Source organism: Dyella ginsengisoli (genome assembly GCF_044904665.1).
In the GTDB taxonomy this organism is placed as follows: domain Bacteria; phylum Pseudomonadota; class Gammaproteobacteria; order Xanthomonadales; family Rhodanobacteraceae; genus Dyella_A; species Dyella_A ginsengisoli.
The window spans coordinates 20,186-46,633 of record NZ_JADIKM010000007.1 but is presented as its reverse complement, the minus strand read 5'-3'; the positions used below and the strand labels follow the sequence as shown (position 1 = coordinate 46,633).

Annotated in this window: 28 protein-coding genes, 1 tRNA gene and 1 pseudogene; 17 read left to right on the top strand and 13 right to left on the bottom strand. The window is 63.8% G+C overall.

What is annotated here, in order from left to right:
- Nucleotides 1-78 (bottom strand): annotated as a pseudogene (locus ISP17_RS19290) (IS6 family transposase); the annotation flags it as partial.
- A 257-nt stretch (nucleotides 79-335) separates the two neighbouring features.
- Between ISP17_RS19290 and ISP17_RS19285 the strand changes: the two are divergent.
- The 5 genes from ISP17_RS19285 (at nucleotide 336) to ISP17_RS19265 (ending at nucleotide 3,978) form a co-directional block, all read left to right on the top strand.
- The gene (locus ISP17_RS19285) at nucleotides 336-593 is read left to right on the top strand and encodes a heavy-metal-associated domain-containing protein (RefSeq protein ID WP_011347516.1); all 258 of its coding nucleotides are present in this window, start codon (nucleotides 336-338) and stop codon (nucleotides 591-593) included.
- A gap of 87 nt (nucleotides 594-680) precedes the next feature.
- Nucleotides 681-1,658: a dicarboxylate transporter/tellurite-resistance protein TehA gene (gene tehA / locus ISP17_RS19280; RefSeq protein ID WP_011347515.1), complete on the top strand. Its 978-nt coding sequence runs from the start codon at nucleotides 681-683 to the stop codon at nucleotides 1,656-1,658.
- Nucleotides 1,659-1,767: 109 nt separating this feature from the next.
- Nucleotides 1,768-2,232, top strand: coding sequence for a DsrE family protein (locus ISP17_RS19275; protein ID WP_011347514.1), 465 nt, complete (start codon nucleotides 1,768-1,770; stop codon nucleotides 2,230-2,232).
- A 138-nt stretch (nucleotides 2,233-2,370) separates the two neighbouring features.
- Nucleotides 2,371-3,270, top strand: a complete 900-nt coding sequence (locus ISP17_RS19270; RefSeq protein ID WP_011347513.1) for an MBL fold metallo-hydrolase — start codon at nucleotides 2,371-2,373, stop codon at nucleotides 3,268-3,270.
- A 63-nt stretch (nucleotides 3,271-3,333) separates the two neighbouring features.
- Nucleotides 3,334-3,978: a thiol:disulfide interchange protein DsbA/DsbL gene (locus ISP17_RS19265; RefSeq protein WP_011347512.1), complete on the top strand. Its 645-nt coding sequence runs from the start codon at nucleotides 3,334-3,336 to the stop codon at nucleotides 3,976-3,978.
- A gap of 17 nt (nucleotides 3,979-3,995) precedes the next feature.
- Here ISP17_RS19265 and ISP17_RS19260 read toward each other — a convergent pair whose 3' ends face one another.
- Nucleotides 3,996-4,679 (bottom strand): ArsR/SmtB family transcription factor, encoded by a 684-nt coding sequence (locus ISP17_RS19260; protein ID WP_011347511.1) that lies wholly within the window; start codon nucleotides 4,677-4,679, stop codon nucleotides 3,996-3,998.
- Nucleotides 4,680-4,869: 190 nt separating this feature from the next.
- Here ISP17_RS19260 and trxA point away from each other — a divergent pair, with 190 nt between their 5' ends.
- The 3 genes from trxA (at nucleotide 4,870) to trxB (ending at nucleotide 6,793) form a co-directional block, all read left to right on the top strand.
- Nucleotides 4,870-5,190 (top strand): thioredoxin, encoded by a 321-nt coding sequence (gene trxA / locus ISP17_RS19255; protein WP_011347510.1) that lies wholly within the window; start codon nucleotides 4,870-4,872, stop codon nucleotides 5,188-5,190.
- Nucleotides 5,191-5,339: 149 nt separating this feature from the next.
- Nucleotides 5,340-5,792 (top strand): carboxymuconolactone decarboxylase family protein, encoded by a 453-nt coding sequence (locus tag ISP17_RS19250; protein WP_011347509.1) that lies wholly within the window; start codon nucleotides 5,340-5,342, stop codon nucleotides 5,790-5,792.
- A 41-nt stretch (nucleotides 5,793-5,833) separates the two neighbouring features.
- Complete coding sequence (gene trxB / locus ISP17_RS19245) at nucleotides 5,834-6,793, top strand: thioredoxin-disulfide reductase (protein WP_011347508.1); 960 nt, start codon at nucleotides 5,834-5,836, stop codon at nucleotides 6,791-6,793.
- A gap of 63 nt (nucleotides 6,794-6,856) precedes the next feature.
- Here trxB and ISP17_RS19240 read toward each other — a convergent pair whose 3' ends face one another.
- Both ISP17_RS19240 and ISP17_RS19235 read right to left on the bottom strand, forming a co-directional pair.
- Nucleotides 6,857-8,215 carry an ATP-binding protein gene (locus tag ISP17_RS19240; RefSeq protein WP_011347507.1) on the bottom strand — a complete coding sequence of 453 codons (1,359 nt, stop codon included), beginning with the start codon at nucleotides 8,213-8,215 and terminating at the stop codon, nucleotides 6,857-6,859.
- A complete protein-coding gene (locus ISP17_RS19235) occupies nucleotides 8,212-8,880 on the bottom strand; it encodes a response regulator (RefSeq protein WP_011347506.1) in 669 nt (222 codons plus the stop codon). The genes ISP17_RS19240 and ISP17_RS19235 overlap by 4 nt, the downstream gene beginning before the upstream one ends.
- A gap of 131 nt (nucleotides 8,881-9,011) precedes the next feature.
- Between ISP17_RS19235 and dsbD the strand changes: the two genes are divergently transcribed.
- The 8 genes from dsbD (at nucleotide 9,012) to ISP17_RS19195 (ending at nucleotide 16,606) form a co-directional block, all read left to right on the top strand.
- Nucleotides 9,012-10,865, top strand: coding sequence for a protein-disulfide reductase DsbD (dsbD, locus tag ISP17_RS19230; protein ID WP_228903360.1), 1,854 nt, complete (start codon nucleotides 9,012-9,014; stop codon nucleotides 10,863-10,865).
- Nucleotides 10,865-11,701: a TlpA disulfide reductase family protein gene (locus tag ISP17_RS19225; protein ID WP_011347504.1), complete on the top strand. Its 837-nt coding sequence runs from the start codon at nucleotides 10,865-10,867 to the stop codon at nucleotides 11,699-11,701. Before dsbD ends, ISP17_RS19225 begins: the two co-directional genes overlap by 1 nt.
- 2 nt (nucleotides 11,702-11,703) lie before the next feature.
- Nucleotides 11,704-12,477, top strand: coding sequence for a thiol:disulfide interchange protein DsbG (dsbG, locus tag ISP17_RS19220; protein ID WP_011347503.1), 774 nt, complete (start codon nucleotides 11,704-11,706; stop codon nucleotides 12,475-12,477).
- A 95-nt stretch (nucleotides 12,478-12,572) separates the two neighbouring features.
- Entirely contained in the window at nucleotides 12,573-13,085 is a 513-nt protein-coding gene (locus ISP17_RS19215; RefSeq protein ID WP_011347502.1) for a DUF302 domain-containing protein, read from the top strand.
- An 18-nt stretch (nucleotides 13,086-13,103) separates the two neighbouring features.
- Nucleotides 13,104-13,910 (top strand): sulfite exporter TauE/SafE family protein, encoded by an 807-nt coding sequence (locus tag ISP17_RS19210; RefSeq protein WP_011347501.1) that lies wholly within the window; start codon nucleotides 13,104-13,106, stop codon nucleotides 13,908-13,910.
- A 40-nt stretch (nucleotides 13,911-13,950) separates the two neighbouring features.
- Nucleotides 13,951-15,318 carry a dihydrolipoyl dehydrogenase gene (locus ISP17_RS19205; RefSeq protein ID WP_011347500.1) on the top strand — a complete coding sequence of 456 codons (1,368 nt, stop codon included), beginning with the start codon at nucleotides 13,951-13,953 and terminating at the stop codon, nucleotides 15,316-15,318.
- 37 nt (nucleotides 15,319-15,355) lie between these two features.
- A complete protein-coding gene (locus ISP17_RS19200; RefSeq protein ID WP_011347499.1) occupies nucleotides 15,356-15,679 on the top strand; it encodes a DsrE family protein in 324 nt (107 codons plus the stop codon).
- Nucleotides 15,680-15,715: 36 nt separating this feature from the next.
- A complete protein-coding gene (locus ISP17_RS19195; RefSeq protein ID WP_011347498.1) occupies nucleotides 15,716-16,606 on the top strand; it encodes a LysR family transcriptional regulator in 891 nt (296 codons plus the stop codon).
- 6 nt (nucleotides 16,607-16,612) lie between these two features.
- Here the strand turns inward: ISP17_RS19195 and ISP17_RS19190 are convergent, their stop codons facing one another.
- Entirely contained in the window at nucleotides 16,613-16,906 is a 294-nt protein-coding gene (locus ISP17_RS19190; protein ID WP_011347497.1) for a helix-turn-helix domain-containing protein, read from the bottom strand.
- A gap of 104 nt (nucleotides 16,907-17,010) precedes the next feature.
- On the opposite strand from ISP17_RS19190, the gene ISP17_RS19185 reads away from it, so the two are divergent.
- Nucleotides 17,011-17,652: a substrate-binding domain-containing protein gene (locus ISP17_RS19185; RefSeq protein ID WP_011347496.1), complete on the top strand. Its 642-nt coding sequence runs from the start codon at nucleotides 17,011-17,013 to the stop codon at nucleotides 17,650-17,652.
- A gap of 49 nt (nucleotides 17,653-17,701) precedes the next feature.
- On the opposite strand, the gene ISP17_RS19180 is transcribed toward ISP17_RS19185, so the two are convergent.
- The 8 genes from ISP17_RS19180 to pheA form a co-directional block, all read right to left on the bottom strand.
- Complete coding sequence (locus ISP17_RS19180; protein ID WP_011347495.1) at nucleotides 17,702-19,645, bottom strand: tyrosine-type recombinase/integrase; 1,944 nt, start codon at nucleotides 19,643-19,645, stop codon at nucleotides 17,702-17,704.
- Between the two features lie 226 nt (nucleotides 19,646-19,871).
- A tRNA-Gly gene (locus ISP17_RS19175) sits at nucleotides 19,872-19,947 on the bottom strand.
- Nucleotides 19,948-19,997: 50 nt separating this feature from the next.
- Entirely contained in the window at nucleotides 19,998-20,639 is a 642-nt protein-coding gene (locus ISP17_RS19170) for a CDP-alcohol phosphatidyltransferase family protein (RefSeq protein ID WP_404636133.1), read from the bottom strand.
- A gap of 80 nt (nucleotides 20,640-20,719) precedes the next feature.
- Nucleotides 20,720-22,546 carry an excinuclease ABC subunit UvrC gene (uvrC, locus tag ISP17_RS19165; protein ID WP_404636119.1) on the bottom strand — a complete coding sequence of 609 codons (1,827 nt, stop codon included), beginning with the start codon at nucleotides 22,544-22,546 and terminating at the stop codon, nucleotides 20,720-20,722.
- A gap of 53 nt (nucleotides 22,547-22,599) precedes the next feature.
- Complete coding sequence (locus ISP17_RS19160; RefSeq protein ID WP_404636117.1) at nucleotides 22,600-23,064, bottom strand: low molecular weight protein-tyrosine-phosphatase; 465 nt, start codon at nucleotides 23,062-23,064, stop codon at nucleotides 22,600-22,602.
- Entirely contained in the window at nucleotides 23,061-23,831 is a 771-nt protein-coding gene (gene kdsB / locus ISP17_RS19155; RefSeq protein WP_404636115.1) for a 3-deoxy-manno-octulosonate cytidylyltransferase, read from the bottom strand. The genes ISP17_RS19160 and kdsB overlap by 4 nt, the downstream gene beginning before the upstream one ends.
- Nucleotides 23,832-23,974: 143 nt before the next feature.
- Nucleotides 23,975-25,291 carry a 3-phosphoshikimate 1-carboxyvinyltransferase gene (gene aroA, locus ISP17_RS19150; RefSeq protein WP_404636113.1) on the bottom strand — a complete coding sequence of 439 codons (1,317 nt, stop codon included), beginning with the start codon at nucleotides 25,289-25,291 and terminating at the stop codon, nucleotides 23,975-23,977.
- Nucleotides 25,288-26,376, bottom strand: a complete 1,089-nt coding sequence (gene pheA / locus ISP17_RS19145) for a prephenate dehydratase (protein ID WP_404636111.1) — start codon at nucleotides 26,374-26,376, stop codon at nucleotides 25,288-25,290. Before pheA ends, aroA begins: the two co-directional genes overlap by 4 nt.
- Nucleotides 26,377-26,448: the final 72 nt, after the last annotated feature.

The following is a 26,448-nucleotide window of genomic DNA, read 5'->3' as shown; positions in this document are numbered from 1 at the left end:
GATCGGATAGCGACAATACCAGCGCACCGCCCACAGGATCACATCACCCTGGAAATGGCGCCACTTGAAATCCGTCATCGTTCCGTCCGTCCAATCTCCGCCAAGCATGCTCAAGCTTCACGATTTTTGCAACAGAGCCCCACCGTGATCCCCGTGCGCAAGCAGCGGATCGGATGATCCGAAACCATTGCATATCGTGCCGCAGGTCACTTCTGGACCAGCGACGCGCGGCATCTGGCGGCATGGATTACCGAGAAAAAATACCCCTTGACCTTCCCACCGTGACAAGGCCCACAGTGCCAGTTCCCTACCAGTAACTCCATTGGAGAAATCTCATGATCAGTTTTGAAGTCAAGGACATGACCTGCGGGCACTGCGTCAGCATGATCACGAAGGCGCTGAAGGCAGCGGATCAGGATGCCAAGTTCACCATCGATCAAAGCCAGAGCCTGGTGCAAATCGAATCGAGTAGCGCTGATCCGAAGGAACTCCAGGACGCCATCGCCGATGCGGGTTATACCCCCGTCCTGATCGAACAAAACCGCGCCGCCGCATCGGCTTCGGCGAAGACCTGCTGCGGCGGCGGCAAGTGACACCGCTTGACCGTCATCAGGCTCGCCGACTCCTCGGCGGCGCTGCGCAGCGGGCCTAGACCACCTGTGAACGATAGGGGTCTGGAGATGGAAGCCCATCGCATCAAGCGGAGGCAAATTCCGGCATCGTATTTTGGGGTCGTCCTTGGAGTCGCCGGCCTGGGACAGGCCTGGCGCTCCGCTGTGCAGCTCTGGCATTTGCCTTCTGCCATTGGCGAAGCCCTGCTCGCGATGGCCGGACTGATCTGGGCTGCGCTCATCATCGGCTACGTCTGGCAGTCGATTCGGAATTTCGAGGCGGCAAAGGCCGAGTTCCTGCATCCGGTCCAGGGTGGAACGCCCGCACTGATCGCGGTTTCCACCTTGCTCATCGCCATCGCGGTGATCCCGTATTCCATGGCCCTTGCGTGGCTCCTGACGATCGGCGGCATTGCCTGGAATATCGGCTTCGCGCTTTGGCACACCGGCACGCTCTGGCAAGGCGGGAGGAACTCGGAGGACATGCTTCCGACCTTGTACCTGCCCACGGTCGCAGGAAATCTCACCACGGCGGCCGCGCTGGGCGCGCTAGGCAGCGCTGATTGGGGATGGATTTTCCTGGGCGCGGGATTCTTCTCGTGGCTGGCCCTCGAATCCCTGGTCATCCATCGCCTATGGCACTCGACATCGATACCGGCGCCGCAACGTCCGCTGATTGGTATTCAATTCGCGCCACCCGTCGTTTGCGCCATGGCCTGGCTGGCCCTGTCTCCCGGCAGCACGGACCACTGGCTTCTCATGCTGTGGGGCTATGGCCTTTTCCAGCTATTGCTTGGCCTGCGCCTTGGCCTTTGGTTGGGCGTGCAGCCCTTCATCCCCGCCTACTGGGCCTATACGTTCGGTGTGGCCGCTGCAACCGTCAGCGGCCTGAAGCTGGCACAGGCCGGCATCCATTCGGCACAGGTTCTGGCCGTGCCGGTTTTCGTCGGCGCCAACGTGTTCATCGGCTACCTGGTCATACGGACGGTCCACCTGCTCATTACAAGCAAGGACACACCGCAACGGGCTACCGGGGGACAGCGATGAAGATGGCCGGCGGTCCAGCCCCCCAGGCACGGCTTTATTTTCGCTTAATCGGACCAGCCCAGCATCCGGCTTTTGGCCAGTTCTCTTTCACCACGCGAGGAAACGAAAAATGAAAACAACAGTCTTTTCCCTCCTTCTTGCAGTACTGGCTTTTTTCGCCTCCCCAACGAACGGCTTTGCCCAAGGCCCGCAGATGCCCGACATCAACAAGATGCCGGACATCGTAATTCCCTATGAAGGCACCTCCACCAAGTTCGCGCTGATGGTTTCGGACGTGCTGCACTTCAAGGCCGCGGTGTTGACCGCCAAGCAAATGGACGTGAAGAAGAAAGGACTGACCTTTGAAATCGTGGCCGTAGGCGCGGTGGTCAAGGATCTTGCAAACGACCATTCACTGGCCGAGTGGTTTGCAAAAAGCGAGGACTACGGTGCCAAGATCGTTGTCTGCGAGAACGCGATGGCCGTGTTCGGGGTCACGAAGGACCAACTGGACAAGAGACTGAGCACAACCCGAAGCGGAACCATCCATCTGCTTGAGCTTAAGGACAAGGGATACAACACCTTGCACATCTAGTTCCTATTGAACTGGGCACGGATGTTTGCCGGGAAACCGCTTTCGTTCACTTTTTCGGCTTGGTGGGCCCGGCAAATATCCGGGCTCGCGGCTGTGCAATTCACTTCGCCAAGCCATTACTTCAGGAGAACCCTATCCATGTCCATGAAAGAACTGATACGCAAATATGCAAGCCTGCTCATTGCGGGCTTTATCGCCGCAGGAGCTGCTGCCAGCGCGTCCGCCGAATCGGCACCAGCGTCCAGTGCTGGAACGAAATCGTTTGTGCTGCAGCAGATAAGGAACGCGACGATCAAGATCGACTACGGCGACGTCAGGTTTCTGGTCGATCCGATGCTGGCGAAAAAAGGCTCATATCCCGCGGCACCGGGAAGCTTCAACAGCGAAATCCGCAACCCTACCGTAGACCTTCCCATACCCCTTGAAAAAGTGATCGACGTGGATGCGGTAATCGTCACGCATCTGCACTTCGATCATTGGGACAACGAGGCCAAAGAACGCATCCCGAAAGACATGCCGATCTTTGCGCAGAACGATGAGGATGCCAGGACGATCCGAGGCTCCGGCTTTCGGGACGTGCGCGTCTTGAATGAGGCAACCGAATTCAAGGGAGTCCGCCTGATCAAGACAAGCGGCCAGCATGGCAGCGACGCTGCAATGGCCGTCCGCGGGAAACTTCTGGGCACGGTGTCTGGCGTGGTCTTCCAGCGCCCAGGCTTCAAGTCGCTCTACGTGGCTGGCGATACCGTCTGGAATACCCACGTCCAGGACGCTCTCGCCACATACCGCCCGGACGTCATCGTCCTGAACGCGGGCTATGTGCGATTCAACGATATCGATGGCGCCATCATCATGGGCAAAGAGGATCTATATCGAGTGAATCAAGCCGCCCCTGGCGCTTATATCGTGGCGGTGCACTTGGAATCCCTGAACCATGCGACGCAAAGCCGGCAGGAACTGAAGGATTACATCAAGGAGAAATCGCTCGACCCTCAGCGAGTCCTCGTTCCCGATGATGGCGAAAGCTACAGCTTCTGAATGGCCCTTTCACCAGACCGACAGTGGTATCGGAGCAGTCCCGACCCTGGAGATACCCCCCGCATGAAACGACGTCATTTTCTGATTGCCGCTGCGATGGTGCCCTTGGCGCCGCTGGCCAATAGCGTTTCCGCCCAAGAGGCTTTCAAAGCGGGCAAGGATTTCCTGGAGCTGGACAAACCCGTGCCGGTCGATGCGCCGCCTGGCAAGGTGGAGGTCATTGAGTTCTTCTCGTACAACTGTCCGCACTGCGCTGCCTTCGAGCCGCAGCTCGAAATCTGGACGAGGCAACTTCCCTCCATCGCATCCTTCCGGCGCGTTCCTGTGCCCTTTGTAGGCAGTGACGTGGAAGCCAAACAGCGCATGTACTACGCACTGCAGGCTCTGGGCAAAGAGGACGAATTCCGACCCAGGATCTTCCGGGCCATCCATCAAGAGCACCAACGCCTGTTCGGCGACGATGCCATCTTAGCTTGGGCCGACAAGCAACCTGGACTGGACGGCAAGAAGTTCGCCGAGGCGTATCACTCGTTCTCGACCATGACCAGAGCCAAACGCGCAACGCAGACGACCAGTGATTTCAAGGTGGCGGGTGTGCCGGCGCTAGGCATCGCCGGACGTTGGTACGCGGACGGAGAAACCGCCGGCAGCCCCGAGCGCGCGCTTCAGGTAACCAGTTTCCTGATTCGGGAAGCAAGCCGGGCGTGAGGATTGCCCGGTACTGCTCAGGAGACGGGGCCGGTGCTGCCTTGCAGCGCAAGGCCCGCCGCCCGCCATTCGGGCACGCCCCCCGCCAGTGGCGTGGCCTGCATCCCGTGAGCCTGCAAGATGCTCACGGCCTGCATGGATAGCACACAGTACGGACCGCGGCAGTAGGCCACGACCTCCGTATCCCGGGACAGTTCACCGATCCTGTCGGCCAGTTGCTCCAGCGGGATATTGATCGCGCCCGGCAAATGAGCCTGCGCGAACTCCTCATCGCCGCGAATGTCCAGCAGCACCACGGCCCCTTCATCCATGCGATCAAGCAGGCCGTCGATCGAGACCGATTCCATCTCCTGGGGCCGTTGACGGCTATCGGCGATGGCCTCGCGGATGCGGGAATGCTGGAACTCCACGTAGTCATGCAGCGCCACGACCACCGAGGCCAACGGTCCCGGCCCGAGGCGATAGAGCATGTGCTTGCCATCGCGCCGCGTCTGCACGCAGCCAGCACGCTTCAGGTGCTGAAGGTGCTGAGAGGCGTTCGCCACCGTGATCCCGGTCAACTCGGCCAGTTTCTCGACCGACCTTTCCCCTCGCACGATCTGCTCCAGCAGCGCCAGGCGATGCGGATGCCCCAAGGTCTTGGCGACTTCGGCCAATGGGTCCAGACGGCTGCTGCCGTCGATGTGGGCGGGCGGGTTCATTGACGCCACGATACCATCGCACTATCATTCAATCAAATAATTGAACGTATATTGCAAAGCATATCCCCGCCCGCGCACGACTGCCGCAACCGGCAGCCATCCCTCCCATCCGCTGCTCAACCAAGCCTCTCTGCTTGCAGCGATCCGCACTGGCTGCGCCAGTGACTCCTTTCCAACTTCAGGACCCCCCATGCTTCAAGAGCTGAACAACGACAATTTCGATACGACGCTCGGCCAGGTGCCCGGCGTCTATGCCGTCCGCTTCTGGGCCGAATGGTGCGGCCCGTGCAGGGTGATGTCCCCGATCTTCAAGGACGTCGCCCGCGACATGCAGGATCGCGCGCACTTCGGCGAGGTCGATATCGACCAGGCCCCGGAATTGGCTGGCCGCTTCGGCGTGCAGAGCATCCCAACGGTGGTGCTGTTCAAGGATGGCCAGGTGATCGACCGGATGACCGGCGCAGCGCCCAAGCCCAACGTCCTTCGCTTCATCAACAACCACCTCGATTGAACCGGACGGTGCGACCGCTCGGCATCACCGCGTCGGCCGTAGCGCACCTGCAGCCCCCCGACCGCCCATAGAGAACAACACCAATGACCCATGTAAGAGTGAAACCTTGGCAGGACGGCGATAACGCTCCCCCCGAGCTTCTGGAAAACATGCAAGCCCGTCGCCCGAACGGCGAGCTGATCGGTATCGATCGCGTCTTGCTCAAGAGCTTTCCCCTGGCGACCGGCTGGAACGGTTTGCTCGGTCGCGTGCGGGCAGAGTTTGAGCTGCCCCTCGAATACCGAGAACTCATCATGTGCCGCGTTGCCGTGCTCAACCGGGCCGAATTCGAGTGGAATGTCCACAAGCCCGCCTACCTGCAGGCCGGGGGCACGCCAGAAAAATGCGATGCGATGCGCGCCGACGGTATCGCTTCGCTTTTCGACGGCAAGGAGCGAGCGCTGCTGGAACTGACGGACCAGTCCACCCGCAACGTCGAAGTCGATGCTGCCGTCATCGAGAAGCTCAAGGCCTTCTTCGGAGAGCAGCAGACGGTAGAGGCGGTCGCGACGGTCGCCGCCTACAACATGGTGTCCCGCTTCTTGGTCGCCCTTGCGATCTGAGCATGCCGACCCGCCTTCCAATTGATCAACCGACACTCATCATGACCATGGCAACACACCATCAGCTCATCATTCTCGGCTCCGGGCCGGCCGGCTGGACCGCCGCGGTCTACGCCGCCCGTGCCAACCTCAAGCCATTGGTTCTCACCGGCCTGCAAATGGGCGGCCAGCTCATGACCACCACCGAGGTGGACAACTGGCCGGGCGATGCCCATGGGCTGATGGGGCCGGACCTGATGACGCGCATGCAGGCCCATGCCGAGCGCTTCGAGACCGAGGTGGTATTCGACCACATCCACACCGCCGATCTGTCCAAGCGCCCGTTCACCCTGACCGGCGACAGCGCGCAGTACACCTGCGACGCGCTGATCATCGCCACCGGCGCCACCGCCAAGTACCTGGGCATTCCGTCCGAGGAGGCGTTCAAGGGCCGCGGCGTCTCGGCCTGCGCCACCTGCGACGGCTTCTTCTACAAGGACCAGGACGTGATCGTGGTCGGCGGCGGCAACACCGCGGTCGAGGAGGCCCTGTACCTGTCCAACATCGCCCGCAAGGTCTACCTGGTGCACCGCCGCGACACCCTGCGCGCGGAGAAGATCATGCAGGACAAGCTGTTCGCCAAGGTCGCCGCCGGCAAGGTCGAGACCGTCTGGCACCACGAGGTGGACGAGGTGCTGGGCAACGACATGGGCGTGACCGGGGTGCGGGTGAAGTCCACCCTGGACGGCAGCACCCGCGACATCGACGCCCACGGCTTCTTCGTCGCTATCGGCCACAGCCCGAACACCGAGCTGTTCAAGGGCCAGTTGGCGATGAACAACGGCTACCTGGAAATCCGTTCCGGCTTGGGCGGCAACGCCACCCAGACCTCGGTGGAAGGCGTGTTCGCCGCCGGCGACGTGGCCGACCAGCACTACCGTCAGGCCATTACCTCGGCCGGCTTCGGCTGCATGGCGGCACTGGACGCGGAGCGATTCCTCGACTCGGCCGTTGTCCGATAAGGAACGCGCCATGGCCGGATGGAGAGGCAGGCGATCAACCCCTTGCATCGAGGCATCGAGCCTCTATCCAGGGAAAGTGCTGTCCCTCGGTGCGTTTGTTCCCGGCAGGGAAATCTCCGCGATCAGGCCGCCTCCATCCCTTGGCCTCAATTCAAGACTGCCACCGAAACGCGCCGCAATCGCACGCACGATCGAAATGCCCAGGCCTGACCCATCCTTGCTGTTCCGGCCCTGGTCGCCACGCCAAAAGCGCTGGCCGATTTGCGCTGCCTGCTCGGTAGTGAGGCCAGGGCCACGGTCCGATACAGTGATCAAGCACCGCGGCGCATCCTGTTCCAAGAGCACGCTGACATCGATCACGGCATCTTGGGGCGAATAGCGCATCGCATTGTCAACCAGGTTGCGAACCGCCGTTTCCAGCATCGACCTGGGCACTGGAGTTCCGATGCTTTCGCCGTTGACGGTCAGCGACAGGCGCTTGCCTTCGTCGGCGTTCCATTGCCCCAGCACGCCACGGACACAATCGGCCACGCAGGTGCAGCCGTCCGCTTTATCGGCAGGTGCCTCGGCACGGGCCAGGGTCATCATCTGGTCCAGCGTGCGCCGCAGTCGCTTCACCCCTTCCTCTGCACTGGAAAGCGAGGACGCCACCTCGTCGCCCTCGCTGATCCTGGCTACCTGCAGGTGCGTGTCGATTACGGTCAGCGGCGTGCGCAGTTCGTGCGCCGCGGCATCGGTGAATGCCCGTTGGCTGGAGAGCGCCCGTGCCAAGCGCCTGAGAAGCCCATTCATCGCATCCAGAACCGGACGCAGTTCGGAGGGCGAGTGGTTGACGGCGATCGGGGATGTATCGTCCGCATGCTTGTCGCGCAACTGCTGTGAAAGCGCCTTCAGCGGGGACAGCCCCCGGCCGATGCCGATCCAAAGCGCAGCCAAGCCGCCGAGGAAGGCGATCACGAACGGTACGCCAGCCACGCTCAGCAATTCGTTGATCAGCATGTCCCGCTGATCCACGCGATCGGCCGTAGTGATCTGATAGCCATCGGCACGAAGAACGTAGACCCGCCACTGGTGCCCCAGAACCTCCCGCGTACTGAAGCCTGTCGGCAGCGACTCAAATTCCGAATGAGGTCCAGTGGTCGTGCGTGCCAGGATCTCCCCACGCAGGGATCGAATTTCGCATGCGATGCCTTCCTTGCCGCTGACGCGCACGGCCTCGGTGAAGTCGGTGGAGGCCGAGTTGGGGGCCAGTGCCGCGCGTTCAAGAAGCCCCGACACCATGCGTGCCGACATGGCAAGGCGACCGTCGAGCGTTCGGTCGAGATTGGAATGAACGCCGCGCATCATCCAGCCCGCGGCAGCGCTCCACAGAACCAGCAGCGAAATGCCGGCGATCAGAACGGCGCGAAGGCGCAGGCTCATGACGTAAGCCTCCAGCCCAGCCGATAACCGAGTCCGCGAACCGTCTCGATCGCCTCGGCCCCGAGCTTGCGGCGGATGTTGTGGATATGCACGTTGAGCGCATTGCTGCCGATTTCTTCCCCGAGTCCGTACAGGCGTTCGTTAAGCATGTCGGGGGGCACCCACCGGCCATCGGCGTTGGCGAGATGGGCCAGCAAATCGACTTCGCGGCGCGACAAGGTGACGGCCTCGCCCTGGAACCAGGCCAGCCCGCTCTCCGGCTCCAATCGCAAAGGGCCGGCCGAGATGACCTGGGCAGCGCGACCTTGCGTGCGCCTGACCAGCGCGTGCAACCGGGCCGCGAGTTCCCGCAGGTCGAACGGCTTGACCATGTAGTCGTCGGCACCGTCATGCAGCCCCTTGAGCCTGTGCTCGATGGCGTCGCGTGCGGTGAGGATCAAGACGGGCAACTGCGGTTCGACCGCCCGCATGCTGGCCAGCAATTCCATGCCATCCCGGTCGGGCAGACCGAGATCGAGTACCAAGGCATGAAAGGTTTCTTCTGCGTGCACGGTTTCCGCGTCCTGTGCCGTGAGGACATGCTGGACGGAAATGCCGTGCTTTCGCAAACCGGCGACGATTCCCTTGCCGATCAACTCGTCATCCTCTACCAGCAGTACCCGCATTTCCGCTTCACCTTGCCTCGATCAAATGCTCATGGTAGGACAGAAATCCCTTTCACGTCAGCGAAAAGATAGGCCCTCACGGCACTTTAGTTTCGCTTAATCGAGCGAGCGCATCCTTCAAGCAGCTTTGCTTGGAGGATTCGGATTTGGCTTTTTATCGGCGCATAGTTGCGATCTTTCTACTGTGTTGTTGCATGGTCGGCAGCGCCTGGGCGAATGGCCTTCTTCCCTCCTGGGGCAGTAGCGAACGGCAGTTTTTGGACGTTGCCGAAGTATTCAAGCTGGACCCAGCGCAGCAACAAGGCGACTCGTTCTTAATTGCAGGACATATCGCCGATGGCTACTACGTTTACCGCCATGCCATCAAATTGGTCGATGCGCGGGGCCATGAGATCAGCCTGACCCTTCCAGCAGGAACTGCCAAGCACGACGAGTTCTTTGGCGACACGGAAATCTATAAGGGTGATGCGCTCAATCTGCGCTTTCCCGTCACTGCCGCCGGCCCGCTGACACTCCATTGGCAAGGGTGCGCCGAAGCAGGCATCTGCTATCCGCCGCAGACCGTGAACCTGGCACTGCCGGAAGTGGCAGCAGGCACATCTACCGCAGGCAATGGCTCCACACACGAGAGCCCAACCGCGGCACCCGCCAGCCAAGGCAGCGTGGCGGGGGCGACCGAGATCGCCGAGGATCAAGCGGCAGCGCAGCGGCTTGCCGCACTCGGCCCCGTATGGGGAACGCTGCTGTTCTTCGGCTTCGGGTTGCTGTTGGCCTTCACGCCATGCTCGCTGCCGATGATCCCCATCGTCTCCTCCATGGTCGTAGGCAGCCAAGCCAAGCCGCGACGGGCCTTCTTCCTCTCGCTGTCCTATGTCGTGGCAATGGCGGGCACCTACGCGGTGGTGGGTGTGGCCGCTGGCATGGCCGGTGCCAACCTGCAGGCCACCCTGCAATCGCCTTGGCTGCTGGGAGCGTTCGCGGCCCTGTTCCTCGTCCTGGCGAGTTCGTTGTTCGGCCTGTTCGAGCTGCAGATGCCTTCGGCCCTGGTCAATCGTGTCGAGTCTGCCGGCAGAGACCGCTCGGGCGGCAGCATCCCCGGCGCTGCAGCACTGGGCTTCCTCTCGGCGCTCCTGGTCGGCCCCTGCATGACCGCGCCATTGGCGGGTGCATTGCTGTACATCGGACAGACCGGCAGCGCGGTCTATGGCGGAATGGCATTGTTCGCGCTGGGTTTGGGCATGGGATTGCCCCTGTTGGCCATCGCCGTGTTCGGTGCCCGGGTCCTACCTCGCCCGGGCGCATGGATGGATCGCGTGCGCGTGGCATTCGGCTACGTCATGGTCGGCATGGCCGTGATGATGCTAACGCGCTTCCTGCCCGGCACCGTGGGCCTGGTGCTTTGGGGGGCCTGGGTCTTGTCCGTGGCGATTGGCCTGATCGCCTGGGGTCAGGCCGTGGCGGCGAAGCATCGGCTGGCATGGACGCTGCGGTCCGGTGCTGTCTTCGCCGGCTTGTGGTCCGTCCTGATGCTGGTCGGCGCTGCATCCGGGGGCGAATCCGCTTTGCAGCCGTTGGCGCATCTGCGCGGTGGATCGACTTCGGCCGCATCCGCTGAGGCTGGTGTCGCTTTCGTCCAGGCGAAATCGGTCGAGGACGTGGATGCGCATTTGGCCCAGGCGGCTTCGCGCGACCAATGGACCCTGATCGACTTCTACGCCGACTGGTGCGTCAGTTGTCATGTGATCGAGCGCAACGTATTCGGAGACCCCGCTGTCGCGTCCCGGCTGGCGCGCATGCAGGTGGTGCGGCCGGACGTCACGCGCAATGATGCAACCGACCAGGCTCTGCTCAAGCGCTGGGGCGTCATGGGACCGCCCACACTCATTCTGGTTGGCCCGGACGGCAAGGAACGCCGGGATCTGCGCGTGGTGGGTGAGATCGATGCTCGCACCTTCCTGGATCATCTGGACAAGGCGGGCTCCTGATGATCAGCGTGGGGCCTTTCTCCGTCCAGGTCGTGGCTGTCTTCGCTGCCGTGCTGCTGGCCTGGGCAGTAGCTCGCATGGTTGCCAAGCGACTGCCCGACTCGCCGTACAAGGCGGCCGGCGGAATGCTTATGGACGCGGTGTTCCTGGGATTTGTAGCAGCTCGCCTGGGCTATATCGCGCAGTGGTGGGACGAGTACGCGCAGTCGCCAATGTCCATGTTCTTCATCGGCGACCAAGGCTTCACCTGGTGGATAGGTGTCGCGGCAACGCTGGTGTTCATCTGGTGGCGCACCCGTTCGACCCGGGCATTGCGCCGCCCTGTACTGGTAGGTGTTACAGCCGGACTTTTGGCGTGGTTTGCCGCAGGTGGCGTGCTTGAGCTGTTGCAGCGCTCGGCACCGCCGCTGCCAGCCTTGGCGCTCGCCACGCTCGACGAAAAGCCTGTTGTCCTGAACTCCTATATCGGACGGCCAGTCGTGCTCAACCTCTGGGCTTCATGGTGTCCGCCATGCCGTCGCGAAATGCCGGTGTTCGAGCAGGCGCAAGCGCAGTATCCCGAGATCGCTTTCGTCATGGTCAACCAGGGTGAAAGCGCCCAGCAGGCGCGTGCTTTTCTCGAAGCCCAAGGCCTGCAGCTCAAGGATGTGTTGCTCGACCCGGCTTCCCAAACCATGCAGGCGGTTGCTTCGCGAGGCCTGCCCACCACGTTGTTCTTCAATGAGCACGGACGCCTGGTGGATACGCACCTGGGCGAACTCTCGATGGCCAGCCTCAAAAACACGGTGTCGCGCCGTTTCGCGCAATCCCAACAGATCAAGACAGAAAAGGAATAACCATGTTTGCAAAACGCTCTCGCATTTCCCTCTTTTTGGCCGCCAGCCTGCTGTTGGTCACCGGCTGCAGCCAGGCGGAAACCGCCAACCAGCCGCCCGCCCTGAAGGCGCTGGAGGATCAGGGCCTGACCGTCATGCAGGAATTCAAGGTCGGAGGCGGACTGCGCGCTTTCGCGGCAGTTGCCGGTGACAGGCCCGTCGCCATTTACATCACGAGCGATGGCAATGCCATCGTGGGAACACGCCTGAATGCCAAGGGAGAGCCGATCGATGAGGCAGCCCTGAACAATCTGGCGGCCAAGCCGCTCAGCGACAAGGAATGGGCGCAGCTCCAATCTGCAACCTCTGTCCGGGACGGGCAAGCGAATGCCCCGCGCATCGTGTATGCCTTCTCCGACGCCAACTGTCCCTATTGCCATCGCTTCTGGGAAGCCGCACGTCCTTGGGTCGATGCTGGCAAGGTCCAGATTCGGCACATCATGGTCGGAATCATCAGGGAAGACAGTCCCGCCAAAGCTGCGGCAATCCTGGGTGCCGCTGATCCCTCGGCAGCGTTGCTGGAAAACGAGCGGAAGTATTCCCAGGGCGGGATTACACCGGCCAAGAGCATTCCAGCAAATGTACGGAAGACCCTCGATGACAACCAGATGCTGATGTTGAGCATGGGCTTCCGCGGAACTCCTGGCATCGTCGTTCGTGGCCCCGATGGCGTACTCAAGAAATATAACGGCATGCCTCAGGGGCCCCAGTTGGCCGAGGTGCTGGGACCACGCTGAGACCCATCCTTTGGCGCGCGAATGCGATATGTGCCGCATCGCGCGCCAGAGCTGCACCTACTGGGCTAACCAACTGCAATTCAAGGAGGTGAATCATGTCCACTAACCATCGCCTGATTGCTGGCTTGTTTTTTGGCCTGGTGTGCCTGCTTGTCGCCGCTCCGTCGGCCGCAGGAGTCGATTGGCCCAAGGATGGCTGGAGGGTGATTGAGACGAGCCAGAGCTATTCGGAATTGCTCGCCAATCTCAAGAAAGCGGTCTCCGCGAACGACTTGAATGTTGTCTTTGATGTTGGCCCGACGGAGGCTGCTGCAAAGCGCGGCATCCACATTCCGGGAAACCGGGTGGTGGGGGTCTTCAACAACAAGTTTGCCGTCGATATTTTGCGCCTCAGTGTGCCGGCGATGATCGAGGCACCAATCCGGTTTTATGTGACTGAGCGGGATGACGGGCATGCAACGCTGTCGTGGGTCGAACCCAGTCATATTTTCGCGCCATATATCGAGGACGTTGGCAGCAGCGATGACGCAAAAATGCTGCGTCAGGAGGCGGAGGAACTCGATGCTCGCTTCTCTCGGATTGCATCCGAGGCTGCACAAGGAAAATAGCTGAAAGGGGCGTTCACTATGCTCTCACTGACAGGTGGGCTGCTGGGCCTCATCATCGGAGCCGTGCTGGGATTGACCGGCGCCGGCGGCGGCATCTTCGCGGTGCCGGCGTTGGTTTTCGGCTTGGGCATGGACATACGTAGTGCCGCACCCGTGGCGCTGCTTGCGGTGGGTGCGGCGGCGGCATTGGGCGCTGTACAGGGACTGCGGCGGGGTATTGTCCGGTACAAGGCCGCGATGGTGCTGGCGGCCGCCGGCACCGTGACTGCCCCGCTGGGTGTTCAGCTCGCGCACTGGCTTTCGCCGCGGTGGCTGAACATGGTCTTCGTGGCCATCATGCTCATCATCGCGTACCGGATGTTCCTGTCCTCGCGCAGCCCCCAAGCCGATAGCGACTTGGGCGACGAGCAGGCCAAGGCGTGCAAGGTCTCCAAAGACACGGGGCGCTTTCTCTGGAACCTGCGAACCGCGACCACGCTGGGGAGTATCGGCGTCGTGTCCGGCTTGGCCACGGGCATGCTGGGCGTAGGCGGCGGCTTCATTATCGTCCCAGCCTTGGCGCATTTCAGCGAGCTGCGCATGCACAGCATCGTCGCGACCTCGCTCATGGTGATCGCGCTGTTGTCCGCCGTGACCGTGTTCATCGCATGGAGTCATGGCCTGCTGCTTACCGCGCCTACTTGGGCATTCGTACTCACCGCGCTGGTGGGCATGGCGGGTGGTCGCGCTGTGGCGCTAAGGATTCCTTCAAAGATGCTGCAGCGGGTGTTCTCGATCACCTGCGTGTCCGTGGCGGCTCTCATGCTCATGCGCAACGTGGGCTAGAGATTCGCTATTTGGTTAATTGATTGGACGGAGATTTCCAATGCAGGCAAGGAAAGTAGATATCGCCATCATCGGTGCTGGAACCGCCGGCATCACGGCATTTCATGCACTCAAGGCGGCAGGAAAGGATGTCGTCCTGATCGATCGTGGACCGCTGGGGACGACCTGCGCGCGCGTAGGCTGCATGCCGTCGAAGGCCGCTTTGCATGCGGGGATGCGCTGGACGACGGCCAAGGAGTTGCCCGCGGGCGTCACGCTCTCCGCACAAGGGCCGCAGGCTTTGTGGCGGCATACCCGCCAGACGCGGGATGCTCTGGCCGGTGCTGCCGCGGAGCGCACGCGCAAGGCCGTCGGCGAAAACCTGATCATGGCCGAGGCTCGCTTTGTCGCGCCAGGCACCTTGGAAGTCGGCGACCAGCGTATCGAAGCGAAGGCTTTCATCGTGGCCACGGGCTCGCATCCGGTGGTGCCCAAGTCGCTGGACGGCGCGGCCTCCCACATCCTCACCACCGACACCCTTTTCGAGCAGAAAGAACTGCCGCAGCGCCTGGGGATTCTAGGACTGGGAGCGATCGGCCTGGAACTTGGCCTGGCCCTGTCGCGGCTTGACGTGCAGGTGATCGGTGCCGACCAACAGGACACGATCGGCGGTATTCAAGATCCCGAGGTGCAGGATCGGGCGCTTTCGAGGTTCGGCGGCGAGTTTCCCATGTGGCTGGGAGCACCCGTCGAAGTTACCCTGGCAGGCGACAAGGTGCGCATGCGCACCGACAAACATGAAGCGCTCGTGGATCGCTTGCTGGTCGTGACTGGCCGCCAGCCCAATACCGAAGCGCTCAATCTGCAAGCGGCAGGCATCCTATTGGACAAGGCAGGCCGGCCGAACATCGACGCCTCCACCATGCAGGCATCGGATGCACCGATCTTCTTCGCGGGCGATGTGCAGCCGGATCGTCCGCTGATGCACGAGGCCGCCGACGAAGGCCAGATGGCGGCCCAGGCCGCCTTGACGCGCCTGCGTGGCGAACAATGGCAGGGGGCGCCGCGTCGGGTGCCGATCAGCATCCTGTTCACCGATCCCGACGTCTGCGCTGTCGGCATGTCCTACCAGGCCGCAATGAAGAAAGATGCCGTGGTCGGCATCGCGGAAGGTAGTGGCAACGGGCGCTCGAAGATTCTCGGTGCCCAGGACAACCTGCTGCGCATCTACGTCGAACCCGGCACTGGCTTGTTGCTTGGGGCCAGCATGTTGCTGACGCAAGGCGAGCATCTGGCGCACCTGCTCGCCTGGGCAATCCAGGCCAAGCAGACCGTCAATGACCTGCTGACGATGCCGTTCTACCACCCATCCATCGAGGAGATGCTGCAGAGCGCCTTGAAGTCGGCATCCCAGCAACTCAACCCGTAAACGGACTCCTTCTTTCCGCCATCACGCCCGAACCATCATGAGCCAAAACATCCAGAACCAAGCATTGAAAGTGATCCTGCATGCGCCAACTCCCGCAGCACTGGAGCGCGCACGCAAGAATGCGGTCAATCTCCTGCGCGAAGCGCCTGATGCCGAGCTGCGCATCATTCTCAATGCAGAGGCTGTCAAGGCAGCACTCGATCAAGCGCATGCCGAGGTGGACATCCACACCTGGGTGTGCCCGACGACGCTGACCCGGATCGGCAGGGAGAACCGGCCGCCGCTCCAGGTGATGGCAGGCCCAGCCGTGATCGAAATCGCGCGCATGCAGCGGACAGGATGGGTCTATATCAGATCATAGCAACAGGCCGCCCAGGCGGCAGAAGGGGCTGGGGACATGGAACTGCGACATCTTCGCTACTTTGTCGTCTTGGCTGACGAGCTGCATTTCACGCACGCCGCGGAGCGGCTGCATATCGAACAACCGCCCTTGTCTCGGGCGATCAAAGAGCTGGAAGACGAACTAGGGGTCGTACTCTTTGATCGTGATCGCAGAGGAACGCGGCTGACCGCCGCAGGAGTTGCCTTCCTGCAAGACTCTCGCAGGCTTTTCACCGTTCTCGAACAAGCCCGGGAGAACGTCAAGGCCGTCGCGGCGGGTTTGCGGGGTAGCCTGCGTATCGCGGTGTCTGATGGAGCAATCGACCCTAGGCTTTCATCGTTCCTGGCCCGTTGCCGCGCCGAAGAACCAGAGATCGAAATACGCCTGTCCGAAGTACCCTTGGCCGAACAGATGCGGGGGCTTCGATCCGGCGATTTCATGATCGGCTTCGCACACACCGCGGATGTCAACGACGGTATCGTTGCCGAACCAATATGGCGAGACCCGCTGGTAATTGCCGTACCGGCACGGCACGCGCTACTCGCTCACAAGGAAGTGCCACTTCATGAACTTAGCGGTCACCCGCTTGTCTTGTGCGATCCGCAAGTCTGCGAGGGTTACTGCCGCGAGCTGGCGCGCCTTCTAGGACCTCTGGGACACCAGAAAAACGTCGTTGAGCATGTAACCTCTTTGGACATGATGCTCACGCTGGTCGGTGCCGGTTATGGTGTTGGCTTCATGGCCGCGAACAGAACTCCAGCCACACAGCGGCCTGATGTCGTAATACGCCCGTTGGCTGTTGAATCCGCAATTATTACGACCTACGTGCTTCGGCCCGACAATAGCGCCTCTTCGGCCTCTCTGGAGCGGTTTATCGCGCGCCTGCGCGAAGGGCTGGGTAACTAACCTGGCTCAAGATTCGACAGTGGAATCCATATTGCGCTCTGTGGCGGCCATTAGATCGGTCCCACTCATCTTCAGCGCAGTGGCGATTTTCAGTATCAGGGCCAAGGAGGGCAAATGCTCCCCTCGTTCGATCTTGCCCATGTGGGAACGCTCTATTCCAGCCAGCCCGGCCAGTTCCTCCTGAGCGATGCCCTGGTCCATGCGGAACGCGCGCACAGCCTTGCCAAAAGCCTGGGCTGGCTCGGCTTCATATCTGGTTGTGCCAGGGGGACGCCCCCGTTGAACAGTACGCCTCTGCATCGGCAGAAGCGTCAGGCAGTCACTAGAATTTAACCACGTTAAATTTAACTCATGGGTATCATGTCGGATTGGTTTCTTGATCAATTCTCTTCTTGGGGGCTCTTATGCACGATGCCACCAGCCCGTCCCCCCGTCTTAGGCTTGCGGTAGCACCGGGCGTATCGTCATCTCAACTCTCGGCGCTTCTCGCGCGTCAACGCGCAGAGGAGCCGGGCGTCACCCTCGCGGTTTTCGAGGTTGCAGGTGACGTCCTGCTTGAGGGGCTTCTTGAAGGCCGCTATGACGTCGGGATGTCGCTTCAGGGGTATAGCGACCCCGCTCTCAAAACGCAGCTCTTATGGACCGAGACCATGGCTGTCGCCATGCCGACACGGTTCCACTTATTCGACGAGGCGAAGCTCGCCATCGCCGATCTTCGGGACTATCCCGTCTATCGCTGGCAGGCAGAAGCCTGCCCCCTGCTGGATGAGAGGCTGGCCTCCCTCATGCCAGTGGACCAGGAGAACCTCCAACGGGTGACTTCCTTCGAGATGATGGCGCTATGGGTCGCAGCGGGCTATGGCGTCGGGGTATCTACGCGATCGCGCATTGAGCGTGCCCATGAATGGGGAATCACCGTGCGACCGCTCGCCGGCGGTCCCTACGAGATCGCGACATACCTGCAGCGGCCCCACGCGCATGCCAATTCCACTTCGGAGCGGTTCGAGCGCAGAGCGCTGCAAGTCACCGGGGCTGGCGTCACATAGTGGCACCTACGGCCGGGGCCATCATCCCGGCCATAGCTGACGCGCAGGATCAGGCCCCCTCAAACACTACCGCGCTGTCCACCAGCCGACGCACGCTCTGCCGCACATCGCCGGGGGTGGGCCATATGGCAACGGCCTCGGGCGCATCCGCATGGCGCTGGTAGTCGCCCATGATGACCCGGATGATTGTGGGCACATTGGTCGGCGTGACCGCATCGATGGCCGCGCGATCCCCCAGATCGGGGTGTGGCTGGGTCAGCATGCGGTATAGCTCCCACGAATCCGCGCGAGGGCACTGGTTCATGAGCACCTGGGCCAGCTTGTGCTTGAGCGGCACCAGTTGCCAGTCGGGAACCCGCTGCCCCCGGTTGCCCAGACTGATGGACAGCAGCTTGCCCGCTTTCAGCTCCCGATTGATCTGATCCTTGGACTTCCCAGCCAGCTTGCCGAACAGCGGGACCGGCAGGTTGTTCGGCGACTCGTACATCGCCAGCATTTCCTCGCGCTCGCGCTGAATGGCGGAGACTTCCGGCTCCGGGGCATGCGTCGGGGGTGGCGGCACCTGCGACAGCCTCTGGAACGTGATTCCGCCGCTGTTGGGGGTCACGACGATGGGCGTGGCCACCACGGGCGAGACACCGGAGGCAACAGGCTCGGCCACCGTGGGGGCCGCACTCACCACATCCTCCGCTTCTGCCATCACCGGCACCCCGTCGATACGAATGGTCAGGTGCGCGCTCGCAGCTTCCACTTCGCCCTGTTCGAGCAGGTCCAGGCGATCGGCCCAGTCCTGCATCATCCGGCGGCGCGGCTCCACGTACTTGGCGTGGTTGTAGGCCGAGCTGACCTTGTTTGGATCGGAGTGCGAAAGCTGCGCGTCCACCCAAATCTTCGGGTATCCGATCTCGTTGAGTGCGGTCGAGATGGTGCCGCGGATGCCGTGGCCGGTCAGGCGCCCCTCGTAGCCCATGAGCTGCACGGCCTTGTTGAGGGTGTTCTCGCTGATGCGCTTCTTGAGTTCGCTGCGGTGCGACAGCAGGTACTTCTGCGCCGGCCGCATCACGCCCAGGAGATAGCGGACGATCTCGATGGCCTGCAGGGACAGGGGCACGATGTAAGGCGGCACGTCCTGCGGCCGCTTGCCGGCCTTGCGCATTTCGTCCTGGAGCTGCTTGACGACCTGGGGCGGGATGATCCACAAACCGCGGTCGAGGTCGAATTGCTCAGGCTCGGCCAGCCGCAGTTCGCCCGTGCGCACCCCCGTCAGGAACAGCAGCCGGACGCCAAGCTGGGTCTGCCAGCCGCGGGGGTTGTAGCGCCGGAGCTTCTGAAGGAACTCGGGCAGCTCGGGCAGGTGCAGGTAGGGGTTGTGCGCCACTGGGGGCTTAGGTTCGGCCACCACGTCCAGGTCCGCAGCCGGGTTGACTTCCAGCCCCTCGGCGATGACTAGGGCATAGCGAAACATCTGGTTGAACCAGGTACGCACCTTCTCGGCGGTGGTGAACGCCTTGCGCTTCTCGATCGCCGCCACCACGCCCACCAGCTGGGGCCGGCGAATGTCGTAGATCGACATCTTTCCCAAGGTAGGCAGCACGTCCTTGTTGAAGATGCGCAGGATCTGCGACAGCGTGCTTTGACGGCCTTCCTTGAGTTCCTTGCGGCGATGCTCGACCCAGGCATCGAAGACGTTCTTGAAGGTGTATTCGCCTGCCAGCCTGGCCGCGTGCCGGCGCTGATCACGCTCGATCCGGGGATCGATCCCCCTGGCGATCAGGGCTTGGGCCTTGTCCCGCTCGGCACGGGCCTCCCGCAGGCTGAGGGCGGGATAACTGCCCAGGGACATGCGCTTTTGCGTGCCCAGCCAGGAATAGCGGAAGATCCATGACTTGCCGCCTGCGGCAGAGACCATCAGGCTCAGGCAGTCGTTGTCGTGGAGGGTATAGCGTTTGCCGGTGGTCTTGGCCTGCCGGACGATCAGATCAGAGAGTGCCATTTCGAGGCTCCTAAGTGATGACTTAGGCCTTATGCTCGTCATGGTTCCCGCTCAGCCCCAGCAACTATACGGAAGCCGCCTCACCCGTATTCCTGTGCCTAAATTGGCGCCTAAAAAAGGCTGGCTGTGGGTGGATTTCCGTGGCGCTCGCTGGAATGAAAAAAGGGGCCGAAGCCCCTCTTTTCAACGACTTACAGACGTCAGTAGAAGTCTGTAGATCATAACTTGGAGCGGGAAACGAGACTCGAACTCGCGACCCCGACCTTGGCAAGGTCGTGCTCTACCAACTGAGCTATTCCCGCATCGGAGTCGCGCATTCTAGCGTCTGATCGCGACCCGTCAACCCCCTGCTTCAGGAATCGTCGCGTTCCTCCGGACGGCGATCGAGGTCGCCGCTCAGCGCCGGCCACGCCGCACGTACGTAGTACAGGCCCGACCAGATGGTGAGCACGCCCGCGGCCACCAGCAGGAACTCGCCCACATGGTAGAGCCGCAGCGTCTCGGCATCGTGCTGCACGATCAGCACGGTGAGCGCGACCATCTGCATCACCGTCTTGAGCTTGCCGATGAAGGCCACCTTCACCGCCGCGCGCATGCCGATCTCGGCCATCCACTCGCGCAGGGCGGAGATGCTGATCTCGCGGCCCACGATGATCGCCGCCGTGACCGCCATCACCACGCCGAACCAGTCGTGGTCCGGCAATGCGGCGCCGTAGTGCGACTCGACCACGCGGTGGTGCGACTCCACCAGCAGGAACAGCGTCACCGCCACCATCAGCTTGTCGGCCACCGGATCGAGGAACGCGCCAAACGCCGAGGTGAGCTTCATGCGGCGGGCGAGATAGCCGTCCAGCCAGTCGGTCAACGCAGCCAGCAGGAACACCACCGCCGCCACGATGTTGTGCCCGCGGAACGGCAGGTAGAAGGCCACCACCATCACCGGCAACAGCGCGACGCGGAACAGGGTGAGCCAGGTGGGCAGGTTGATACGCATCACGAATTGCTTCCTCGGGTGACTCTGCCGCCAAGTGTCGCACGCCGCCACGTGATCGCCGCGCCCAGGTCACCGGGCGGTTAAGGATGCATCGCCGCATAGATGCGTTCGGCGAGCCCGCGATCGATGCCCTTGATCTGCATGAGCTCCTCCACGCCAGCGGCCTCCACCCCGGCCAGTCCACCGAACGCCTTGAGCAGGGCCGCACGGCGACGCGCACCGATGCCGGGCACGTCCTCCAGCACGCTGCGCTCGCGCGCCTTCTCGCGCCGCTTGCGATGGCCGCTGATGGCGAAGCGGTGCGCCTCGTCGCGCACGGCGGCCACCAGGTGCAGTGCCGGCGAGGACGAGCCGGGATGGATCTCCCGGCCGCTGTCGGCGAGTACCAGCGTCTCTTCGCCCGCACGCCGGCCCGGCCCCTTGGCCACGCCGACCACCTCGATGCCGGTGACGCCCAGCTCGCGCAGTACGTCCAGCGCCTGCGCCACCTGCCCGGCGCCGCCATCGATCAGCAGCACGTCGGGCTTGGCACCCTCGCCCTCGGCCACCTTGCGGAAGCGCCGGGTGAGCGCCTGGTGCATCGCGGCGTAATCGTCGCCCGGCGTGATGCCGCTGATGTTGAAGCGGCGGTAGTGCGACTTGTCCGGCCCTTCCGGACCAAACACCACGCATGAGGCCACGGTGAGTTCGCCGCGCGTATGGCTGATGTCGAAGCACTCGATGCGCTTGGGCGGCTCATCCAGGCCCAGCACCTTCTGCAGGTCGTCGAAGCGTGCGCCGAGCGTCTGCCGGCTGGCCAGGCGCTGGGTCAGCGAAGCCTGCGCATTGCGCTCGGCCATCTGCAGGAACTGCGCACGTTCGCCGCGCACGCGGGTCTTGATCTCCACCGCATGACCGGATTGCTGCGCCAGCAGCTCGGCGAGGATCGCCTCGTCCTCCAGCGCCTCGCCTACCACCAGCTCGCGCGGCACCGGACGCTCCAGGTAGTACTGCGCGATGAACTGGGCCAGCACGTCGGCCGGCTCGGCGTCCAGCGGCAGGCGCGGGAAGAAGTCGCGCGTGCCCAGGCTGATACCGTCGCGGAAGAACAGCACGCTGACGCAGGCAATGCCGGACTCGATGCGGCAGGCGATCACGTCCATGTCGGCGCTGGCGCCCTGCACGTGATGCTGCGCCTGCAGTCGGCGCAGCGCCGCCACCTGGTCACGCAGCGTGGCGGCCCGCTCGAAGTTCAGCGCCGCGGCGGCCTGCTCCATCGATCCGGCCAGCTCGTCGATCACCGCGCTGGAACGTCCTTCGAGAAACATCTGCGCGTGGCGCACGTCCACGGCGTAGTCCTCGCGACCGATCAGCCCCACGCAGGGCGCCGTGCAGCGGCCGATCTGGTGCTGCAGGCAGGGTCGCGAGCGGTTGCGGAAGTAGCTGTCCTCGCACTGGCGCACCTTGAACAGCTTCTGCATCAGGTTGAGGCTCTCGCGCACCGCGTAGGTGCTCGGGTACGGCCCGAAGAAGCGTCCCGGCAGGTTGCGCGCGCCGCGATGGAAGGCCAACCGCGGATAATCCTCGCCGCCGGACAGGTAGATGTACGGATAGCTTTTGTCATCACGCAACAGGATGTTGTAGCGCGGCTTGAGCGACTTGATCAGCTGCGATTCCAGCAGCAGCGCCTCGCCCTCGGTGCGCGTGACGGTAATCTCGGCGCGCGCGATCTGCGACACCATCGCCACGATGCGCGGCTCCATTCGCGGCTTCAGGAAATAGCTGCCGACGCGCTTCTTGAGGTTGCCGGCCTTGCCGACATACAGCAGCTCGTCGTCCGCATCGAAGTAGCGGTAGACGCCGGGCGACGTGGAGAGGGTGCGGACGAAGGCCTTGCCGTCGAAGGCCGGCTCGGAAGCGGGAGACATGGCATGAATTGTAGCCGCTGCCGAAGGCGCCGCCGCGGCTTGCACCGTCCGGTTCAGCCGCCCAGCTGCGCCAGCAGTCCGTCCGCGCCGCGCTCGGCCAGCGCGATCACCTGGCGGAAATCCTCCGGACCACCGTAGTAAGGGTCGGGCACCTCGACCACGTCGTCGATGCCGGCCGCCGGCAGGAACAGGCCGAGCCTGTGCCGCAACGCCGGCGGGCATTGCGCGGCCAGATCGCGCAGGTTGGCCTGGTCCATCCCCAGCACGCGCTCGAAGCGCTGGAAGTCGGCCACCTCGATCTGCCGCGCGCGGTGCGCGGAAAGTTCGTAACCGGCCGCACGCGCCGCCTCGCGCATGCGCGCATCGGCGCGATGCCCGACGTGCCAGCCGCCGGTGCCGCACGAATCGACCGTCACGCTTCGCCCGGCCGCCGCGAAGCGCTGGCGCAGCACCTCCGCCACCACCGGCGAGCGGCAGATGTTGCCGAGGCAGACGATGAGGAAATCGCCGCCACTCATCGCTGCGCGGCAAGCCACTGTTCGGCCCGCGCCAGGTCAGCCTCGGTGTCGATGCCCGGCGGGAAGGGTTCGGGCGTGAGCCGCACCGCAATCGCATGGCCGTGCTCCAGCACGCGCAGCTGCTCCAGCGATTCGGCCTGCTCCAGCGGCGTGCGCGTCAATCCGGTGTACTGGCGCAGGAAACCGGCGCGGTAGGCATAGATGCCGATATGGCGCAGGAACGGCACGTCGGCGGGCAATGCGTCGCGACTCGCGGCGAACGCATCGCGCGCCCACGGCAGCGGCGCGCGGCTGAAGTACAGCGCGCGGCCGCGGGCATCACGCACCAGCTTCACCACGTTGGGATCGAACAGTTCGTGCGCGTCGGCGAGCGGCGTGGCCAGCGTGGCCATCGGCGCGTCGTCCTCGGCCAACGCGCGGGCCACTTCGCGAATGCCGGCGGCGGGCGCGAACGGCTCGTCGCCCTGCAGGTTCACCACGATGGCGTCGTCGGCCCAGCCGTAGTGCACGGCGCATTCGGCCAGCCGATCGCTGCCCGAGGCGTGGTCCGCACGGGTCATGCAGATGTCCACGCCCTGCCCGGCCAGCGCCTCGGCGATGCGTGCGTCATCCACAGCCACCACCACCTGGCGGGCCCCGGCAAGCAGCGCGCGCTGCGCCACGCGCACCACCATGGGCACGCCGGCGATGGCGCGCAGCGGCTTGGCCGGCAGGCGGGTGGAGCCGTAGCGGGCGGGGATGGCGACGATGAAATCAGGACAGGACATGGCGACCTCGATTACGGGCCCGCAAGCCTAACCCGCAGGCCGCGCCCGTGTGTAGGAGCGCACCCTGTGCGCGACACCTGGTGGTCTGTGCAAGAGCTGGTCGCGCACAGAGCCTGCCCCGGCCTCGATCCGGGGGTGCGCTCCTACGCGGCAGGCGCCAGATGGAATCCACAGCCGTTGGCCAGCTCCATGAAGCCCGGGAACGACGTCGCCACGTTGGCGCAGTCGCCGATATGCACCGGACCGCGGGCGATCAGTCCGGCGACCGCGAAGCTCATCGCGATGCGGTGGTCGCCGTGGCTGTCGATGCGGCCGCCGCCGATCGGACCACCGTGGATCGTCGCACCGTCCGCACGCTCCTCGACGTTCACGCCCAGCGCCTGCAGGCCCGTGGCCATGCTGGCCAGGCGGTCGGATTCCTTCACCCGCAGCTCGGCGGCGCCGCGCACCACCGTGGCACCGGTAGCCGCGGCCGCCGCCACGAACAGCGCGGGGAACTCGTCGATCATGTCCGGCACCAGCGCTTCGGGCAGCTCGATGCCGTGCAGCGGCGCATGACGCAGCACCAGGTCACCGACCGGCTCGCCACCGCTCTCACCTTCGTTCTCGATGCGGATGTCCGCCCCCATCAGGCGCAGCGCCTGCAGCAGGCCGGTGCGGCGCGGATTGAGGCCGACCGCCGGCAGGCGCAGTTCGGTACCGGGCACGATGCTACCGGCGACCAGGAAGAACGCCGCCGAGGAAAAATCCGCCGGTACGCGCACGTCAGTGGCGCGCAGCGCGTGACCGCCGCTCAGGCGGGCGCGACCGGGCGAGAACTCGATCGGCCAGCCGAATGCGGCGAGCATGCGCTCGGTGTAATCGCGGGTCGGATGCGGCTCGATCACTTCCGTCTCGCCCTCGGCGTACAGGCCGGCCAGCAGCAGCGCGGACTTCACCTGCGCGCTGGCGACGGGCAACGTGTAGCGGATGCCGTGCAGCGGCTGGCCGCCGCGCACATGCAGCGGTGGCAGACCATTCTGGCTGTCGATGCGCGCACCCATCTGCGCCAGCGGATCGGTGACGCGCCGCATCGGCCGCTTCGACAGCGACTCGTCGCCGATCAGGATGCTATCGAACGCCTGGCCCGCCAGCAGGCCGGTGAGCAGGCGCATGCCGGTGCCGGCGTTGCCGCAGTCGAGCGCGCCGGCCGCCGCGCGCAGGCCGTGCAGGCCCACGCCATGCACCACGCGTTCGCCGTCGGCCATGACATCGATGCGCACGCCAAGCTGCTGCATCACCGCCGCCGTGGCGCGGGTGTCCTCGCCTTCCAGAAAGCCGTGGATATGCGAGACGCCCTCGGCGAGGGCGCCCAGCATCATCGCGCGGTGCGACACCGACTTGTCGCCCGGCACGTGCACCACGCCGTTGAGCGGACCGGCCGGGCGGCTGGTCCAGTCGACACGCTGGCCGCCGCTCACGGCAGGGCCACCGGATAGGAGCCGAGCACACGCAGGCTGGCAACGCTGGACTCGATCTCGCTGACCGCCTCCTTGAGGTTGCCCTCGTGGATGTGGCCGGAGACGTCGATGAAGAACGCATACTGCCATTTGCCGGTGTGCGCCGGGCGCGACTCGATGCGGTTGAGGCTGACGCCGTGCTTGGCGAAGGGGCTGAGCACGTCGTAGAGCGCGCCAGGCTTGTCGTTGACGGTGACCAGCAGCGAGGTGCGGTCGTTGCCCGAGGGCGGGAACAGCGAGCGGCCGATCACCAGGAACCGCGTGGTGTTGTCGGCGCGGTCCTCGATCGCGGTGGCCAGGGTCTTCAGCCCGTAGATCTTGCCCGCAATCTCGCCGGCGATCGCCGCCGCGCTCTCGTCGTGGCGCGCCAGGCGCGCCGCTTCGGCATTGCTGCCGACGGCGATGCACTCCACGCCCGGCAGGTTCAGCCGCAGCCAGGTCTTGCACTGCTGCAGCGACTGGGCGTGCGCGTACACGCGGCGCACGTCGGCAAGCTGGCCGGTGAGCGCGTGCAGGCACTGGTGCACGCGCAGTTCCACCTCGCCGCAGATCCGCGCGTCGGAGGTGAGGAACATGTCGAGCGTGACCTGGATCATGCCCTGCCCGGAGTTCTCCACCGGCACCACGCCGAAATCGGCATGGCCGGCGGCGACCTCCTGGAACACCTCCTCGATGCTGCCCAGCGGCAGACCGTAGGCGGCGTGGCCGAAATGCTTGCGCACGGCCTGCTCGCTGAAGGTGCCCTCGGGGCCGAGGTAGCCGATCTTGAGCGGGTCTTCCTGCGCCAGGCAGGAGGACATGATCTCGCGGAACAGCCGCACCATCTCCGTGTCCGACAGCGGCCCCTTGTTGCGATCGACCACCATGCGCAGCACGTGCGCCTCGCGCTCCGGCCGGTAGTAGTCGATGGCGGACAGCCCCTCGCCCTTCACCTTGGCCACCTCGCGGGCGCGCATGGCGCGCTCGGCGATCAGCTCCTGAATCTGCCGGTCGATGCTGTCGATGCGCTCGCGCACTTCGCTCAGCGGGTTCTTCGAATCAGACATGAAAAAACGACCTGGATGGATAGACGTCCAAACGACGGAGCGTCATGGTGCCTGAAAGCGCCTCGCGGCGCC